At 68.8% G+C, this 14,479-nt stretch carries 16 protein-coding genes; 14 read left to right on the top strand and 2 right to left on the bottom strand.

The window, feature by feature from the left end:
• The first annotated feature begins 2 nt into the window (after positions 1 to 2).
• From FB475_RS02910 to dprA, 11 genes are all read left to right on the top strand, one after another.
• Positions 3 to 254 carry an RNA-binding protein gene (locus tag FB475_RS02910; RefSeq protein WP_131292053.1) on the top strand — a complete coding sequence of 84 codons (252 nt, stop codon included), beginning with the start codon at positions 3 to 5 and terminating at the stop codon, positions 252 to 254.
• 118 nt (positions 255 to 372) lie between these two features.
• The gene (rimM, locus tag FB475_RS02905; protein WP_141852273.1) at positions 373 to 915 is read left to right on the top strand and encodes a ribosome maturation factor RimM; all 543 of its coding nucleotides are present in this window, start codon (positions 373 to 375) and stop codon (positions 913 to 915) included.
• Complete coding sequence (trmD, locus tag FB475_RS02900) at positions 905 to 2,101, top strand: tRNA (guanosine(37)-N1)-methyltransferase TrmD (protein ID WP_141852271.1); 1,197 nt, start codon at positions 905 to 907, stop codon at positions 2,099 to 2,101. The genes rimM and trmD overlap by 11 nt, the downstream gene beginning before the upstream one ends.
• Before the next feature lie 168 nt (positions 2,102 to 2,269).
• Positions 2,270 to 2,629 carry a 50S ribosomal protein L19 gene (rplS, locus tag FB475_RS02895; protein ID WP_130387668.1) on the top strand — a complete coding sequence of 120 codons (360 nt, stop codon included), beginning with the start codon at positions 2,270 to 2,272 and terminating at the stop codon, positions 2,627 to 2,629.
• 145 nt (positions 2,630 to 2,774) lie between these two features.
• A complete protein-coding gene (gene lepB / locus FB475_RS02890; RefSeq protein ID WP_238331932.1) occupies positions 2,775 to 3,404 on the top strand; it encodes a signal peptidase I in 630 nt (209 codons plus the stop codon).
• Positions 3,401 to 4,174: a signal peptidase I gene (lepB, locus tag FB475_RS02885; protein WP_141852267.1), complete on the top strand. Its 774-nt coding sequence runs from the start codon at positions 3,401 to 3,403 to the stop codon at positions 4,172 to 4,174. Before lepB (FB475_RS02890) ends, lepB (FB475_RS02885) begins: the two co-directional genes overlap by 4 nt.
• A gap of 38 nt (positions 4,175 to 4,212) precedes the next feature.
• Entirely contained in the window at positions 4,213 to 4,920 is a 708-nt protein-coding gene (locus FB475_RS02880) for a ribonuclease HII (RefSeq protein WP_141852265.1), read from the top strand.
• Positions 4,910 to 5,233 carry a DUF2469 domain-containing protein gene (locus tag FB475_RS02875; protein ID WP_012922325.1) on the top strand — a complete coding sequence of 108 codons (324 nt, stop codon included), beginning with the start codon at positions 4,910 to 4,912 and terminating at the stop codon, positions 5,231 to 5,233. Before FB475_RS02880 ends, FB475_RS02875 begins: the two co-directional genes overlap by 11 nt.
• A gap of 76 nt (positions 5,234 to 5,309) precedes the next feature.
• Positions 5,310 to 5,666 carry a YraN family protein gene (locus tag FB475_RS02870; protein WP_141852263.1) on the top strand — a complete coding sequence of 119 codons (357 nt, stop codon included), beginning with the start codon at positions 5,310 to 5,312 and terminating at the stop codon, positions 5,664 to 5,666.
• On the top strand, positions 5,666 to 7,243 hold the full coding sequence (locus FB475_RS02865; protein WP_141852261.1) for a YifB family Mg chelatase-like AAA ATPase: 1,578 nt from the start codon (positions 5,666 to 5,668) through the stop codon (positions 7,241 to 7,243). The genes FB475_RS02870 and FB475_RS02865 overlap by 1 nt, the downstream gene beginning before the upstream one ends.
• Before the next feature lie 716 nt (positions 7,244 to 7,959).
• Complete coding sequence (gene dprA, locus FB475_RS02860; protein ID WP_238331931.1) at positions 7,960 to 9,036, top strand: DNA-processing protein DprA; 1,077 nt, start codon at positions 7,960 to 7,962, stop codon at positions 9,034 to 9,036.
• A gap of 916 nt (positions 9,037 to 9,952) precedes the next feature.
• On the opposite strand, the gene FB475_RS02855 is transcribed toward dprA, so the two are convergent.
• Positions 9,953 to 11,584 (bottom strand): APC family permease, encoded by a 1,632-nt coding sequence (locus FB475_RS02855; protein WP_141852257.1) that lies wholly within the window; start codon positions 11,582 to 11,584, stop codon positions 9,953 to 9,955.
• Between the two features lie 136 nt (positions 11,585 to 11,720).
• On the opposite strand from FB475_RS02855, the gene FB475_RS02850 reads away from it, so the two are divergent.
• The 3 genes from FB475_RS02850 to FB475_RS02840 are packed head-to-tail and all read left to right on the top strand — an operon-like array spanning position 11,721 to position 13,658.
• Positions 11,721 to 12,662, top strand: a complete 942-nt coding sequence (locus tag FB475_RS02850) for a tyrosine recombinase XerC (RefSeq protein WP_141852255.1) — start codon at positions 11,721 to 11,723, stop codon at positions 12,660 to 12,662.
• 60 nt (positions 12,663 to 12,722) lie between these two features.
• Positions 12,723 to 13,202 (top strand): RrF2 family transcriptional regulator, encoded by a 480-nt coding sequence (locus tag FB475_RS02845; RefSeq protein ID WP_141852253.1) that lies wholly within the window; start codon positions 12,723 to 12,725, stop codon positions 13,200 to 13,202.
• 51 nt (positions 13,203 to 13,253) lie between these two features.
• Positions 13,254 to 13,658: a VOC family protein gene (locus FB475_RS02840; RefSeq protein ID WP_141852251.1), complete on the top strand. Its 405-nt coding sequence runs from the start codon at positions 13,254 to 13,256 to the stop codon at positions 13,656 to 13,658.
• A gap of 3 nt (positions 13,659 to 13,661) precedes the next feature.
• On the opposite strand, the gene FB475_RS02835 is transcribed toward FB475_RS02840, so the two are convergent.
• Complete coding sequence (locus FB475_RS02835) at positions 13,662 to 14,471, bottom strand: M23 family metallopeptidase (protein WP_141852249.1); 810 nt, start codon at positions 14,469 to 14,471, stop codon at positions 13,662 to 13,664.
• Positions 14,472 to 14,479: the final 8 nt, after the last annotated feature.

Below are 14,479 nucleotides of genomic sequence, written 5' to 3'. Positions count from 1 at the left end.
TGATGGAGACCGAGGCGCTCGAGCACCTGGTCCGAGGCATCGTCGACAACCCCGACGACGTCAGCGTCCGGGCCCGGAACCTGCGCCGTGGCCGCACCCTCGAGGTGCACGTCCACCCCGACGACATCGGCAAGGTGATCGGCCGCAACGGCCGGACCGCCACCGCGATCCGCACCGTCGTCGGCGCGCTCAGCTCCGAGTCCTCGCTGCGCATCGACTTCGTCGACGAGTTCAACCGGCGCCCGCGCCGCTGAGCTCGACAGTCCTCTCGAAGGGCCGCCCCGGGTCTCCGGTGCGGCCCTTCGTCTGCTGTGAGTGCACACTCTGTGTGGATAGTGTGTCCACACAGGCTTGACAGAAGGGTTTGTGCAGGTGCTGGTGATTGTCGGCCGGATCGGCCGGGCGCACGGGATCAAGGGCGAGATCGGGATGATCGTCCGCACGGACGACCCTGACCTGCGCTTCGCCGACGGCGCGAAGCTCGTCACGGCCTCGAACCCGCCCAGGACACTCACCGTGCAGTCCAGCCGCTGGCACAGCGGCCGGTTGCTGGTGAAGTTCGCCGAGGTGCCGGACCGGACCGCCGCGGAGCTGCTGCGCAATCTGGAGGTCCAGTCCGAGATCGACGAGGACGAGCGCCCGGAAGACCCCGACGAGTACTACGACCGCGAGCTGATCGGTCTGAAGGTCCGCACCGCCACGGGCGAAGACGCCGGCGAGGTCATCGATGTGATCCACCTGCCGTCGCAGGACCTTCTGGAGATCCGCCGGCCCGCAGGCAACGCCGTACTGGTGCCGCTGGTCGCCGAACTGGTTCCGGAGATCGACCTGGACGCGCAGTACGTGACGGTCGCGGACCGGCCCGGCCTGCTGGACCCGGACGGCGCCGAGGTGGTCCCGACCGATGAGGCTTGACGTCGTCACGATCTTCCCGGAGTACCTGGCCGCTCTCGACGTCTCCCTGGTCGGGAAGGCGGCCAAGAGCGGTCTGCTCGACGTCCACCTGCACGACCTGCGCGACTGGACCCACGACCGGCACCGGACCGTCGACGACACCCCGTACGGCGGGGGAGCCGGCATGGTGATGAAGCCCGAGCCGTGGGGGCAGGCGCTGGACACCATCGCGCCTGTGGACGGTCCGGTGCAGCCCAGGCTGATCGTCCCGACCCCTGCGGGACGCCCGTTCACTCAGGAGCTCGCCTACGAGCTCGCTTCTGAGCCCTGGCTGGCGTTCGCGTGTGGGCGCTACGAGGGCATCGACGCGCGCGTCGCGTCGTACGCCGCCGAGCGGATGCGTGTCGACGAGGTGTCGATCGGCGACTACGTGCTGAACGGCGGTGAGGTCGCCGTACTCGTCATGGTCGAGGCCGTGGCCCGCCTGCTGCCCGGTGTGATCGGCAACCCGGAGTCCCTGGCGGAAGAGTCGCACTCGGGCGACGGCCTGCTCGAGTACCCGGTCTACACGAAGCCGCCGACGTGGCGCGGTCACGACGTACCCGAGGTGCTGCTGTCCGGGAACCACGGCCTGATCGCGGACTGGCGCCACGAGGAGTCGGTACGCCGTACCGCCGAGCGTCGGCCGGACCTGCTGGCGGCGTGGGGCGACGTACTGTCCGATCAGGAGGGTTCCGAAGGCGTCCGCATCCTGCCCGCCACGGCAGCCGACGCCGGTGAGGTCCACGTACTGCAGCTCGCCACTTTCCTGTCCGAGGCGCGGCTGTACGACGACTACACGCTCCCTCCGCTCACGGAAGAGCTGCCGGCGACCAGGGCCCGCCTGGAGCGCGGAATCGTACTCAAGGCCGTCGCGGGCGCGCGGATCGTCGGATCGGTCCAGCTGACCGTGGACGACACCGTGGGACGGATCGAGCGGCTCGTCGTCGCCCCGGACTGGCAGGGCCATGGGCTAGGAGCCCGTCTGCTGCGCGCCGCCGAGCAGTTGGCGCCGGCAGACGTCACGTCGTACGCGTTGGACACCGGTGCGCTCAGTGAGCGGAACCTGGCGCTCTACCGGAAAGCCGGCTACCGGGAGGTCGGCCGGAAGACGCAGACGCCCAAGGTCGACCTCGTGTACCTAGCCAAACGCCGTCGCCGTAAGTGAGAGACACGGGCGATTTCGTCACCGTGTGGGGCGTGTGGCAAGATTGTCTGCTGCTGCCCTTCGGTGCTCCTGCCACAGGGGGTGACCACCGACCGGCAGCCTTCTGATGACTTCATCACCACCGAGATTCGTGGGTGACCTGTGGCACGCGCGAGGAAGAGACACCTGATGAGCAACATCCTGAACGAGCTCGACAATGCGAGCAAGCGCGACGACATCCCGGCCTTCCGCGCCGGTGACACCGTGAACGTGCACGTGAAGGTCGTCGAAGGTAACAGGTCCCGCGTCCAGGTGTTCAAGGGTGTCGTGATCCGCCGCCAGGGCGGTGGCCTGCAGGAGACCTTCACGGTCCGCAAGGTCAGCTTCGGCGTCGGCGTCGAGCGCACCTTCCCGCTGCACACCCCGATCGTCGACAAGATCGAGGTCGTCACCCGCGGCGACGTCCGCCGCGCCAAGCTGTACTACCTGCGCGAGCTGCGCGGTAAGGCGGCGAAGATCAAGGAGAAGCGCGAAGTTCCGGCCTCCTGACGCCGCGTAACGACGACGGTCACCTATGGCGCCGAGCACTGCGACTCGCGCTCGCTCTCGGCCGGTATCGACGAGGGCACGTCGCAGCAAAGGACGTCACCGCAGGCTGAAGCAGCGCAATCCGCTGCTCAGCCTGCTCGTCGAGATGAGCACCGTCACGGCGCTCGCGCTCGTCATCACGGTGGTCCTGCGGCTGTTCGTGGCCGAGGCCTTCTACGTCCCGTCGGAGTCGATGTACGACACGCTGACCAAGGACGACCGGATCCTCGCCGAGAAGATCAGCTACATGCACCGCGACATCGGCCGCGGTGACATCGTGGTGTTCAAGGACCCGGCGAACTGGCTGAACGAGGCGCCGACCGAGCCCGGCACGCTGCGCCGGATCGGTGAGTTCGTCGGCATCCTGCCGCGCAGCGGTGAGGGTCACCTGGTGAAGCGGGTGATCGGCATCGGCGGCGACCGGGTGATCTGCTGCAACAAGGAGGGCCAGATCACCGTCAACGGCATCGCGCTGGACGAGCGCGAGTACCTGCTGAAGGACGCCAAGCCGTCCGAGATCCCCTTCAACGTGCTGGTGCCGCCCGGCCATTTGTGGGTGATGGGGGACAACCGCGCCGAGTCGGCCGACTCCCGCGCTCACATGGGCGGCCCCGGCGGCGGATTCGTACCGGTCGCGAACGTGGTTGGCCGGGCCTGTTGCGTAATCTGGCCGTCTGACCGGATGACGATGCTGCGTCCTCCGGATACCTTCAAGAAGCCGGGGCTGAAGAAGTGACCGATACACCGACCAAGCCGGACGCCAAGGACGCCAAACCTGCCCACCGCTCGGGGTTCGCGGCGGCGGCCCGCGAGTTCGTGCTGATCGTGGTCGGCGCCCTGATCGTTTCCTCGATCCTGCGGGCGTTCGTCGGGCAGATGTTCATCATCCCGAGCGAGTCGATGGAGAACACCCTGCTGGTCGGCGACCGGGTCGTGGTGGAGAAGCTCACCGACGTCAAGCGCGGCGACGTGGTCGTGTTCGAGGACCCGGGCGGCTGGCTCGGCCAGGAGGAGAGCGGCCAGAAGCGCGGCTCGATCGGCCGGTTCTTCGAGATCGTCGGCCTGCTGCCGGACTCCAGCCACGGTCACCTGATCAAGCGCTTGATCGGCATGCCCGGCGACAAGGTGGCCTGCTGCGACGCCAAGGGCCGGATCCTGGTGAACGGGCAGCCGCTCGACGAGACCAGCTACCTGTATCCCGGCGACGCCCCGTCCCAGATGGAGTTCCAGGTCACCGTCCCGGCCGGCCGGATCTTCGTGATGGGTGACCACCGGTCCGCCTCCGGCGACTCCCGCGTGCACCTGCAGGACCTGGACGCGAACGGCGGCAATCAGGGAGACGCGGCCTTCGTACCGCTCGACAAGGTGACCGGACGGGCGATCGCGATCGTCTGGCCCGCCGGCCGCTGGAGCAAACTCGGCGTCCCCGGCACCTTCAAGGCGGTCCCGGCCCCCGGCCCGGCGCCCGACAAACCTTCGATATCCCTCACACCACCCCCTAAGTGAGCATTGTCTAGGGTTGTTCGTGTGATGCGGAGGTCTGGATGAGCGCGCTCCCGCGCGGAAGCACGGTACGGCGGGACGCCGGGCTGTACGGGTACGAGCGGGCCCTGCGCCGGGTCGGCCTGGATCCGATTGCCGGTGTCGACGAGGCCGGGCGCGGCCCGTGTGCGGGCCCGTTGGTGGCGGCCGCGGTGATCCTGCCGGACGGCAAGCGCGGCCAGATCCCGGAACTGGCCGACTCCAAGCTGCTGACCGCCAAGGCACGCGACCGCTGTTACGACCAGATCCGCGAGCGCGCGCTCGCCTGGTCGGTGGTGTCGATCGAGGCCGCGGAGTGCGACCGGCTCGGGATGCACGTGGCGAACGTGGAGGCCCTGCGCCGGGCGCTGTTCCGCCTGGACGTGCGCCCGTCGTACGTCCTCACCGACGGCTTCGGCGTCGACGGTCTCGGCGTACCGGGGCTGGCCATCTGGAAGGGCGACCGTGTGGCTGCTTGCATCGCGGCGGCGTCCGTGATCGCCAAGGTGACCCGCGACCGCGTGATGGAGCACTGGGACAAGGAGTACCCGCAGTACGGCTTCGGCATCCACAAGGGCTACTGCACCCCCGAGCACCAAGCAGCACTCGACGAATACGGCCCGTGCCCGCAACATCGGCGCCGCTTTGAGAATGTCCGCCGCAGTCTGCGACCCGATATGGGACACAATGTCACCAGTCCGACCGGAGCGGAGAGTCTGAATGAGCGCTGACGACCTTGAGAAGTATGAGACCGATATGGAGCTCCAGCTCTATCGGGAGTACAAGGACGTCGTCGGGATCTTCAAGTACGTGGTCGAGACCGAACGCCGCTTCTACCTGTGCAACGCCGTCGACCTGAAGGTCCGCACCGAAGGCGGCGACGTCTACTTCGAGGTCACCATGGCCGACGCGTGGGTCTGGGACGTCTACCGCTCCGCCCGCTTCGTCAAGAACGCCAAGGTAGTCACCTTCCGCGACGTCAACATCGAAGAACTGGCCAAATCCGACCTAGAAGTCCCCAAAGACTCCGACTTCGGCCGCTGAGGTTGTCCACAGGCGGAAATCGAGGCGCGTTTCGGTGACCTGATCCCGGCATCTTCTCTGCCGGAGGTGGTCATCGATGCGGACCAGGAACACCGTCGGACGGTACGGCGAAGATCTCGCCGCGAGGTATCTGAGTGCGGCCGGTTTCACCGTGCTCGAGCGCAACTGGCGCTGCGAGTTCGGTGAGATCGACATCGTGGCGCGCGAGGGCGACACGCTGGTCGTCTGCGAGGTGAAGACCCGCCGCGGGCTCGGGTACGGCAGCCCGCTGGAGTCGATCACCTACCGCAAGCTGGCAACGCTACGCAGACTCGCCGGCCGCTGGTTGCAGACTCATGAGCTCAAACCGGCGGCGATCCGGATCGACATCATCTCGATCCTGTTCGACCACAACACGCCACCGACCGTCGACCACGTGCGGGGTGCGGCCTGATGGCACTCGCACAGACCTGGTCCGTCGCGCTCGTCGGACTGGAAGGCCACCTGGTCGAGGTCGAGGCCGACATCGCACAGGGCCTGCCGAAGACGACGCTGATCGGCCTCCCCGACACTTCCCTGTCCGAGGCCCGCGACCGCGTCCGCGCGGCGGTGGTCAACAGCGGCGAACGGTTCCCCGACCGCAAGGTCACGATCGGCCTATCACCCGCCACCCTGCCGAAGACCGGCTCGCACTACGACGTAGCGATCGCGCTGTCACTCCTCACCGCTGCAGGTGCGATCGATGCCGGCGCCCTCCGCCAGACGGTCATCATCGGCGAGCTCGGCCTGGACGGCCGGATCCGCGAGGTCCGAGGCGCACTCGCGATGACGCTGGCAGCCTCCCGGGCCGGCTTCGAGCGCATCGTCGTCCCCGACCTGAACGTCGGCGAAGCCCGCCTGGTGCCAGGCATCCAGGTGTACGGCGCTCGCTCGCTCCGTCAGGTGCTGGCCTTGCTGCGCGGGGCCGAGATACCGGACGAAGCCCCACCACGCGCGGAGCCTCGGCTGGTGTCGGAGTCGTTGATCCGGGTTCCGTCGGTGGATCTCGACGACATCATCGGCCAGCACGAGGGCCGCCGGGCCATCGAGGTCGCCGCGGCCGGCGGTCATCACCTGTTCCTGCACGGCCCGCCTGGGTCCGGCAAGACGATGCTCGCCGAGCGGATGGCCGGCCTGATGCCCGACCTGTCTACGGACGACTCGCTCGAGGTGTCCGCCGTACACTCCCTCGCCGGGCTGCTGACCAACGACGCCGAGCTCGTCGTCCGGCCGCCGTTCATCGCGCCGCATCACACCGCCTCGTTGGCCAGCCTGGTCGGCGGCGGCTCGGGTGTCCCGCGCCCGGGAGCGATCAGCTGCGCGCACCGCGGCATCCTGTTCATCGACGAAGCGCCGGAGATGCATCCGCTGACGCTCGACACGTTGCGCCAGCCGCTCGAATCCGGCTTCGTCGAGGTCCACCGGGCAGCCGCGGTCGCGAAGTTCCCGGCCCGCTTCATGCTCGTGCTGGCCGCCAACCCGTGCCCGTGCGGCCTTGCCGGCACCAACCAGGGCATCTGCAACTGCACCCCGCAGATCCTCGCCCGCTATCGCCAACGCATCAGCGGCCCGATCAAGGACCGCATCGACATCCAGCGCCAGATCCTGCCAGCCACCCGCACCGTCACAGACGGCGATCCACCCGAGTCGACAGCCGTCGTTGCCGCCCGCGTCCTGGCTGCCCGAGACCGCCAAGCCCACCGCTACCGCAACACCACCTGGACTTTGAACAGCCAGATCCCGGGCCCGGTTCTGCGTCGCGAACACCCCTTGGACACGGCCAGCCAACGCCTCCTGGAAGACCACTACACCGCTGGCCGCCTGACCGCCCGAGGCTTCGACCGGGTAGTCCGCCTCGCCTGGACCCTCGCAGACCTCGCCGCCCGCGACAGCCCGACCGTCGACCAAACCCACGAAGCCTTCCAACTCCGCTCCGGCCAACCCCTGACCCCCCTCACCGACCTCCGCCCCCTCAAAGGACCAACCGCATGACCCCCACAAACACCCTCCCACCCACCAACCCCCCAACCCACCCGAGACCAAACAATCCGAGACCAACCGCCCCGAAAGCAGCCGAGCGGAGAGCAGCCGAGCGGAGAGCAACTGACCCGAGAGCGACCCGGTCGAGGGCACCTGACCCGACAGCAGTCGGGGCGATCGCAGTCGGCGGGAGGGCAGCCGAGCTGGGGGCGACCGAGCCGAGAGCAAGTGAGTCGACGGCAGCCGGCGGGAGGACAGCCAGCGCGAGGGCGGTCGAGCTGAGGACGACAGAGCTGAAGGCGACCGGGGCGAGGGCGACCGGGGCGAGGGCGAGCGAGCTGGGGAGAGCAACCGTGGCAAGGGCGACCGATCCGAGAGCAACCGCGCCAAGGGAAACCGGAGCAAGGGCCACCGAGTCGAGAGCAACCCGGGCAAGGGCAACCGAGCGAAGAGTTGGTGGGCTTTGGGTGGCTGAGTCGGGGAGCGTGCGGGCGGGGACTGCGCTGGGCGCGGGGACTGAGGTTGGTGAGGCTGAGGGGAGTGGGGAGGGATGGCTGGAATGCGCGACGGATCGCCCACAGGCAACTGACGCTTGTCGGCTTGGGGTCGGGGGTGCCGGCGGTATGGGAGCTGGGGGCGGGGGATATGGAGGTGGGACGGGGCGTCCCACGGTGGTTGCTGATGGCAACGGGGAGGACGAGCGGTTGGCGCGGGCGGGGTTGTCTCGCGTGATCGAGCCGGGGGACCTCGTTGCGCTGAAGACATTCGAAGGGATGCCGGTGCAGGACATCTGGGACCGGCTGCGGCGCAACGATCCCGCGTTCGAGCGGTGGTCCAGCCGAGTGCCCACCGCCGACCCGCAGCGCGACCTCGAACGGGCGGCAGCAGTCGGCGCGCGGTTCATCATCCCCGGCGACGACGAGTGGCCCGACCAACTCGCCGTACTGGAGGACGCGGGACAGCTCTCCCGCTGCGGCGGCATTCCGTACGGCCTCTGGGTCCGCGGGCGGTCCAACCTGCGCCACGCCGTCTCTCGAGCCATCGCGATGGTCGGATCCCGCGCCTGCTCGTCGTACGGCGAACACGTCGCCGGCGAGCTGTCCTCCGGGCTTGCCGACCAAGGCATCACGATCGTCTCGGGCGGTGCCTACGGTATCGATGCGGCCGCACACCGCGGCGCCCTCGCCGCGTCCGGCCTGACGATCGCGGTGCTCGCCTGCGGGGTCGACGTCAGTTACCCGCGGCGCAACGCAGCCCTGTTCAGCCGGATCGCCGACGACGGGCTCGTGGTCGCCGAACTTCCCCCAGGCTGCTCGCCCACTAAGTTCCGCTTCCTTGCCCGCAACCGCCTGATCGCGGCGATCACCGAAGGCACCGTGGTGATCGAAGCAGCCATCCGCAGCGGTGCCCTGAACACCGCCGGCTGGGCCGAACAATGCGGCCGTGCGGTCCTCGCCGTCCCCGGCCCGATCACGTCGAGGATGTCTGCCGGCAGTCACCTGCTGGTCCGCGAACGCAATGCCGTCCTGGCCACCAACGTCGCCGAAATCATCGAAGCAACCGCACCCCTGGGCAGTGCCCTGACGCAGCCTCCCCGAGCCCCACAAACCGTCACCGACACCCTGCCGCCCGACCTCCAACGCACCCTCGACGCCGTCCCGGTCCGAAACCCGGCCCCCACCAACTCCATAGCCACAACCGCAGGCCTGGACCTACCCACCACTGAACGAGCCCTCCAAGCCCTCGCCTCCATGACCCTAATAACCCAAACCCCCACCGGCTGGCGCCTGCCCCCCAACCAGTGAGCCCGGGCGGCGGTTGGCGTCTGCCGCCCGGTTCGTGAGTTCGGCGGTGGGCTGGCGGCTGACGCGGTTCGTGAACCCGGGCGCTGGGTTGGCGTCTCTCGCCCGGTCGTACACGCGGCGATAGGCTGGCGACCGCCACCCCGGTCCGTGAAGCCGTCTGCCAGCCGGTCCGTGGGCCCGGCGATGGGCTGGCGTGTGCCACCCGGTCGTGAACGCGGCGGGACGCTGGTGTCTGTCACCCGGTTCCTGAACGCGGTGATGGGCTGGCGACCGCCACCCCGGTCCGTGAAGCCGCCTGCCACCCGGTCCGTGAGCCCGGCGATGGGCTGGCGTGTGCCTACCGGTTCGTGAACGCGGCGGTGCGCTGGCGTGTGCCAGCGGGTTCATGAACGCGGTGATGGGCTGGCGACCGCCACCCCGGTCCGTGAAGCCGCCTGCCACCCGGTCCGTGGGCCCGGCGATGGGCCGGCGTGTGCCACCCGGTCCGTAAGCCCGGCGATGGGCTGGCGTGTGCCTACCGGTTCGTGAACGCGGCGGTGCGCTGGCGTGTGCCAGCGGGTTCATGAACGCGGTGATGGGCTGGCGACCGCCACTCCGGTCTGTGAACCCGGTTGCCACCCGGTCCGTGAGCGGTATCCGCCGTACCTCGCAGATGTCCGAGATCGTCCGCCCGCGGCGGCGGGTTGGCGACCGCCATCCCGGTCCGCGAACCGGCTTGCCAGCCGGTCCATGAACCCGGCTTTCAGCCGATCCGTGAACCGGAGGGCGGGTAGTCCGCGTGCTGCGGATCGGGGCCTCGGGTCCGCGAGCAAGCCAAGGGCGTGCGGACGGCATGAGTGTGGTGCTTTCGCGCCGCTCGCAGGTATCGCGCGCCGCTTGCAGGTGGTGGCTGGGCGTTGAGACCGGGGAACGTGGGTTAGTTGCGCATGTGTTTGCCGCGGGTGGGTTTGGGGGGTTGTTGGGGTGGGGTGCGGATGGCTCGGAGTTCGGTGGGGCGGTCTTGGTCGGGGCGGATCGGGTGGAGGGCGCCGGTTCCGGGGTCGGTGTCGCCCAGGTCGAAGTCCCAGCTGTCCTCGTTGGCGAGGCGGCTGTGCCAGCGGCCGTAGAGGCCGTAGATCGCGATGCCGATGACCATCCAGATGAAGAACTTGATCCAGGTGCCGGTCTTCAGGTTCAGCATCAGCCAGAGGGTGGCGCCCAGGGAGAGCAGTGGGATCAGCGGGACCATCGGCACGCGGAAGCCGCGTTCGAGGTTCGGTTCCGTACGGCGCAGGCGCAGTACGCCGACCGCGCAGAAGGCGAAGCAGAAGAGGGCTCCGATGACGAGGAGCTCTTCGAGTTCCAGCACCTTCGGATACAGGGTGAGGACGAGAGCGGCGACGCCGGCGGCGGTCGCGGCACGGGCCGGGGACGAGTACACCCGGCTGACCCGGCCGAGGCTCTTCGGGAGCAGGCCGTCGCGGCCCATGTTGAACAGCACACGGCTCTGCGCGATCAGGACCACCATGATCACGGTCATCAACGCGAGCAGGGCCCCGAGATTCACGACCTTCGCGGCCCAGCCGACACCGACCGCGGCGAGTGCCTCGGAGACCGGTGCGGAACCGCCGAGTTTGGCGTACGGGCGCATGCCGACCAGGACGACCGCCATCGCGATGTAGAGGATCGTCACCGCGCCGACGCCGAGCAGCATTCCCTGCGGCACGGTCTTGCGCGGGCTGCGGGCATCCTCGGACGCGGTCGCGATGAGGTCGAAGCCGATGTAGGCGAACACGATCGTGCTCGCGGCCGTGAAGATGCCCATCGTCCCGAACGAGCCGAATGCGGAGTCCAGTACCCAGCCGAGCACGGTCGGATCGGCTTGCGCCGGCGCGGCCCGGGCGGTCGGTACGAACGGGTGGTAGTTCGCCATCTTGATGTGGGCCGCACCCACGACCACGACCAGCAGGATGACGGCGACCTTGGCGACCACGACGACGGTCAGCACCCGCGACGACAGCTTGGTACCGGTCACGATCAACGCGGTCAGGATCAGCAGCAGCAGCGGCGCGACGAGGTTGACCTTGGCCTCGGGCCCGAAGAACTGCGCGATACCACTCGGAAGCGTGACGCCGAAACCGTCCAACGTGGCGAGGAAGTACGCCGACCAGACGCGGGCGACGATCGCCGCCGCAGTGACGAGTTCGAGGACGAGTGCCCAGCCGACCAGCCAGGCCCACGCTTCGCCGAACGTCACATAGCTGAACGTGTACGCACTACCCGAGACCGGGATCGTGGACGAGAGCTCGGCGTAGCAGGCCGCGGCCAGCAGGCAGACGATCGCGGCGATCACGAACGACAGGATCACCGCCGGTCCGGCGACGTTCGCCGCCTGGACGCCACTGATGCTGAAGATGCCGGAGCCGATCATCACGCCCAGGCCGAGTACAACCAGGTCGCGACGACCGAACAGGCGCGGCAGACGGTGCCGCGCGTCCTCGACTCGAGTGAACGCCGACTCGACCGGCAAGCGCCGGCCTACGGTCTGTCCGTTCGCTGAGGGGGCCATGGTCAGGGGTGCCTCCGTTGCTACTAGGGCAATCGGGCCGAACAGTAGTCGACCGTTGGGCTATCGACCAGACCTCCTTTCCGGGCCCCCCGCGCGGTGGCTTGCGACGCCGGGCCGCCTCCCGCATCGTCGGGGTATGACGCCGGACGAAGTCAGCGGAAACCCTTCCTGGCCGGAAGGTTTCACTGCGTTACTGGCTGACTACGAAAGGCATCTGACGGCGGAAAGAGACCTCAGCACTCACTCGGTCAGAGCCTACATCGGAGACGTCGCGGATTTACTCGAACATTTGATTCGGCTTGGTCACGATGATCTCGAAGGCCTCGACATCAGGGGGCTGCGGTCCTGGCTGGCCAAGCAGCAAAGTCTGGGGAAATCCCGCAGCACGATGGCCCGGCGGGCAACTGCCGCAAGGGTGTTTACGGGCTGGGCGCAACGAACCGGGCGGATCAGTACGGACCCCGGAGCGTTGCTCGCCAGCCCGAAGGCGCATCGGACCCTGCCCGGTGTCCTCGGTCAGGCCGACACGCGCGCGGTGCTCGACTCGGCGGCGGTGGCTGCGGACGACGGCAGCCCGGTCGGGCTTCGCGACCTCGCGATCATGGAACTGCTGTATGCCACGGGCATCCGCGTCGGCGAGCTCTGTGCGCTCGACGTCGACGACATCGACCGGTCGCGTCGCGTCGTACGAGTGTTCGGCAAGGGGCGGAAGGAGCGGTCGGTGCCGTACGGCGTCCCGGCAGGGCAGGCGCTCGAACGGTGGCTGGCCGAAGCGCGGCCGAAGCTGGCCCGGGAGGGAAGTGGGCCGGCGGCATTCCTGGGCGCGCGCGGGGGGCGGATCGATCAGCGGGCGGTACGTCGGCTCGTGCACGAGCGGATCGAGGTCGTCGTCGATGCGGACATGGCCCCGCACGGACTGCGCCATACCGCGGCGACGCATCTGCTCGAAGGCGGTGCGGACCTGCGCAGCGTGCAGGAACTGCTCGGGCACGCGTCGCTCGCGACCACGCAGATCTACACCCACATCTCCAACGACCGGCTCCGGCAGGCGTACCAGCAGGCGCATCCGCGGGCCTGAGGCCGCCTTGTCCGCGAGGAATGCGGCGGCTGGGTGCCGTAATGCGGCAGACTGCGGGACATGCGGGTTTCGGCGAAGTCTGACTATGCGTTGCGAGCTCTGATCGAGATCACCCAGCGATGGGTGGCCAACGACCATTCGGTGGTGTCGGCCGAGGAGTTGAGCCGGGCGCAGGGGATTCCGCATGGGTTCCTGCAGGGGATTCTCGCCGACCTGCGCCGGGCCGGCGTGCTGTCCAGTCAGCGTGGGCAGTCGGGTGGCTGGCGACTGGCTGTCGATCCGAACGAGATCTCGGTCGCGGATGTGATGCGGGCCGTCGACGGACCGATCGTGAGCATCTCGGGTGTTCGCCCGGAGAGCGTGTCCTACAACGAGCACGCAGTCGTGCTGCAACGGGTCTGGATCGCGGCGCGGGCGAGCCTGCGGGACGTACTCGAGAACACCACGCTGACCGATCTCGCCAAGAACAAGCTCCCGGCCGGCGTCGAGCGTCGCTCGCGGGACGAGGACGCCTGGCAGGCGCGCGTTCCGGGAAGCTGATCCGGTGATACAGTCTGGGCTTATATAAGTCTGGACTGTAGGAGATGACCGATGGTCGAGCAGCAGATCAAGACGTTCCTGATGTTCGAGGGCGGCGCGGAGAAGGCGATGAACTTCTACCTGTCGCTGTTCGACGACGCCGAGGTGGTGTCGATGAACAAGTACGGCGCCGAAGGCCCCGGGCCGGAGGGGTCGGTGATGGTGGCCGTGTTCCGCGTGGCCGGGCAGCAGTTCATGTGCAGTGACAGCTTCCAGCACCATGGATTCACCTTCACGCCTTCGATGTCGCTCTTCGTGGACTGTGCGGACGAGGCCGAGCTCGAGTGGCTGTACAACGCCCTGGTCGAGGGTGGTGGCGCGTTGATGCCGCTGGGTGAGTACGGGTTCAGCAAGAGGTTCGGGTGGGTCAACGACCGGTTCGGGGTGTCGTGGCAGCTCAACCTGCCGTACGCGTGAGGCTCACTGGCGCCTGATCAGCAGGCCGGCGGTCAGCGTCAGGACAGCCGTGGCCGCGGCGAGGAGCCTCGCCGCCCGCCGATTCCGGTCAGTCGAGTTGCCGATCGCCGCACGTGGAGTCCCCTCGAACGGAGCCTGTCGATGGAGCGCCGGCTGCTGGAGGAGCGCTGACTGTGGGGCGGGGCCGGCCCGTGGGGTGAGCGGGGGTTGTGGGGCGGGCGCAGGTTGGGGCGCTGGCGGTGGGGCGGCGGCTGGTGGGGCGGGGGCTGGTGGTGGGGTGGGTGGGGTGGTGGGTTGCGAGGAGGGGAGTAGGGGGAGTAGGCGGACGGGTGGGTGGGGGAGTAGGGAGAGGGGATTCAGGTATTGGTTGGCTTGGAGTAGGCCCCAGTGGAGGCAGGGTTGGGGTGGGCAGTGGGAGCCTGCGGTGGAGAGGTGGCCGATGACGGTGCCGGGTTGCACGGGGGTGCCGACCGGTACGTCGGCTACGACGGGCTCGTACGTCGTGCGGCGGGCGCCGTAGGTGATCGTGACGATGCCGCGGCCGGCGAGCGGGCCGGCGTAGGTGACGGTGCCGGGGGTGGCGGCGAGGACGGGTTGGCCGGGGCGGCCGAGGAGGTCGACGCCGCGGTGGCCCGGCAGCCACGGCTTCGCGGGCAACTCGAACCCGTGGACGACGTCGGGTCGCGGCTGGAGCGGCCAGTCGGCGGCGGGGCCTGCTCCGGCGGCGACGTACGCCGGGGGTGGCTCGGCCTGCCAGTTGATGGGTAGGGCGACGATGTTCATGCCGGAGAAGATGCCGAGTTCGGCAGCCATTCGGACCG

The organism is Kribbella jejuensis, from assembly GCF_006715085.1.
GTDB classification, from domain to species: Bacteria; Actinomycetota; Actinomycetes; order Propionibacteriales; family Kribbellaceae; genus Kribbella; species Kribbella jejuensis.
Note: the sequence above shows the minus strand (reverse complement) of the source record. Positions and strands in the feature narration are given on the sequence as shown.

What these genes read in the sequence shown, in the direction of transcription:
- FB475_RS02910 (WP_131292053.1), top strand. Translation starts at nt 3, where the DNA reads ATGGAGACCGAGGCGCTCGAGCACCTGGTCCGAGGCATCGTCGACAAC.
- trmD (WP_141852271.1), top strand. Translation starts at nt 905, where the DNA reads ATGAGGCTTGACGTCGTCACGATCTTCCCGGAGTACCTGGCCGCTCTC.
- rplS (WP_130387668.1), top strand. Translation starts at nt 2,270, where the DNA reads ATGAGCAACATCCTGAACGAGCTCGACAATGCGAGCAAGCGCGACGAC.
- lepB (WP_238331932.1), top strand. Translation starts at nt 2,775, where the DNA reads ATGAGCACCGTCACGGCGCTCGCGCTCGTCATCACGGTGGTCCTGCGG.
- FB475_RS02880 (WP_141852265.1), top strand. Translation starts at nt 4,213, where the DNA reads ATGAGCGCGCTCCCGCGCGGAAGCACGGTACGGCGGGACGCCGGGCTG.
- FB475_RS02875 (WP_012922325.1), top strand. Translation starts at nt 4,910, where the DNA reads ATGAGCGCTGACGACCTTGAGAAGTATGAGACCGATATGGAGCTCCAG.
- FB475_RS02870 (WP_141852263.1), top strand. Translation starts at nt 5,310, where the DNA reads ATGCGGACCAGGAACACCGTCGGACGGTACGGCGAAGATCTCGCCGCG.
- FB475_RS02865 (WP_141852261.1), top strand. Translation starts at nt 5,666, where the DNA reads ATGGCACTCGCACAGACCTGGTCCGTCGCGCTCGTCGGACTGGAAGGC.
- FB475_RS02855 (WP_141852257.1), bottom strand. Translation starts at nt 11,584, where the DNA reads ATGGCCCCCTCAGCGAACGGACAGACCGTAGGCCGGCGCTTGCCGGTC.
- FB475_RS02850 (WP_141852255.1), top strand. Translation starts at nt 11,721, where the DNA reads ATGACGCCGGACGAAGTCAGCGGAAACCCTTCCTGGCCGGAAGGTTTC.
- FB475_RS02845 (WP_141852253.1), top strand. Translation starts at nt 12,723, where the DNA reads ATGCGGGTTTCGGCGAAGTCTGACTATGCGTTGCGAGCTCTGATCGAG.
- FB475_RS02840 (WP_141852251.1), top strand. Translation starts at nt 13,254, where the DNA reads ATGGTCGAGCAGCAGATCAAGACGTTCCTGATGTTCGAGGGCGGCGCG.
- FB475_RS02835 (WP_141852249.1), bottom strand. Translation starts at nt 14,471, where the DNA reads ATGGCTGCCGAACTCGGCATCTTCTCCGGCATGAACATCGTCGCCCTA.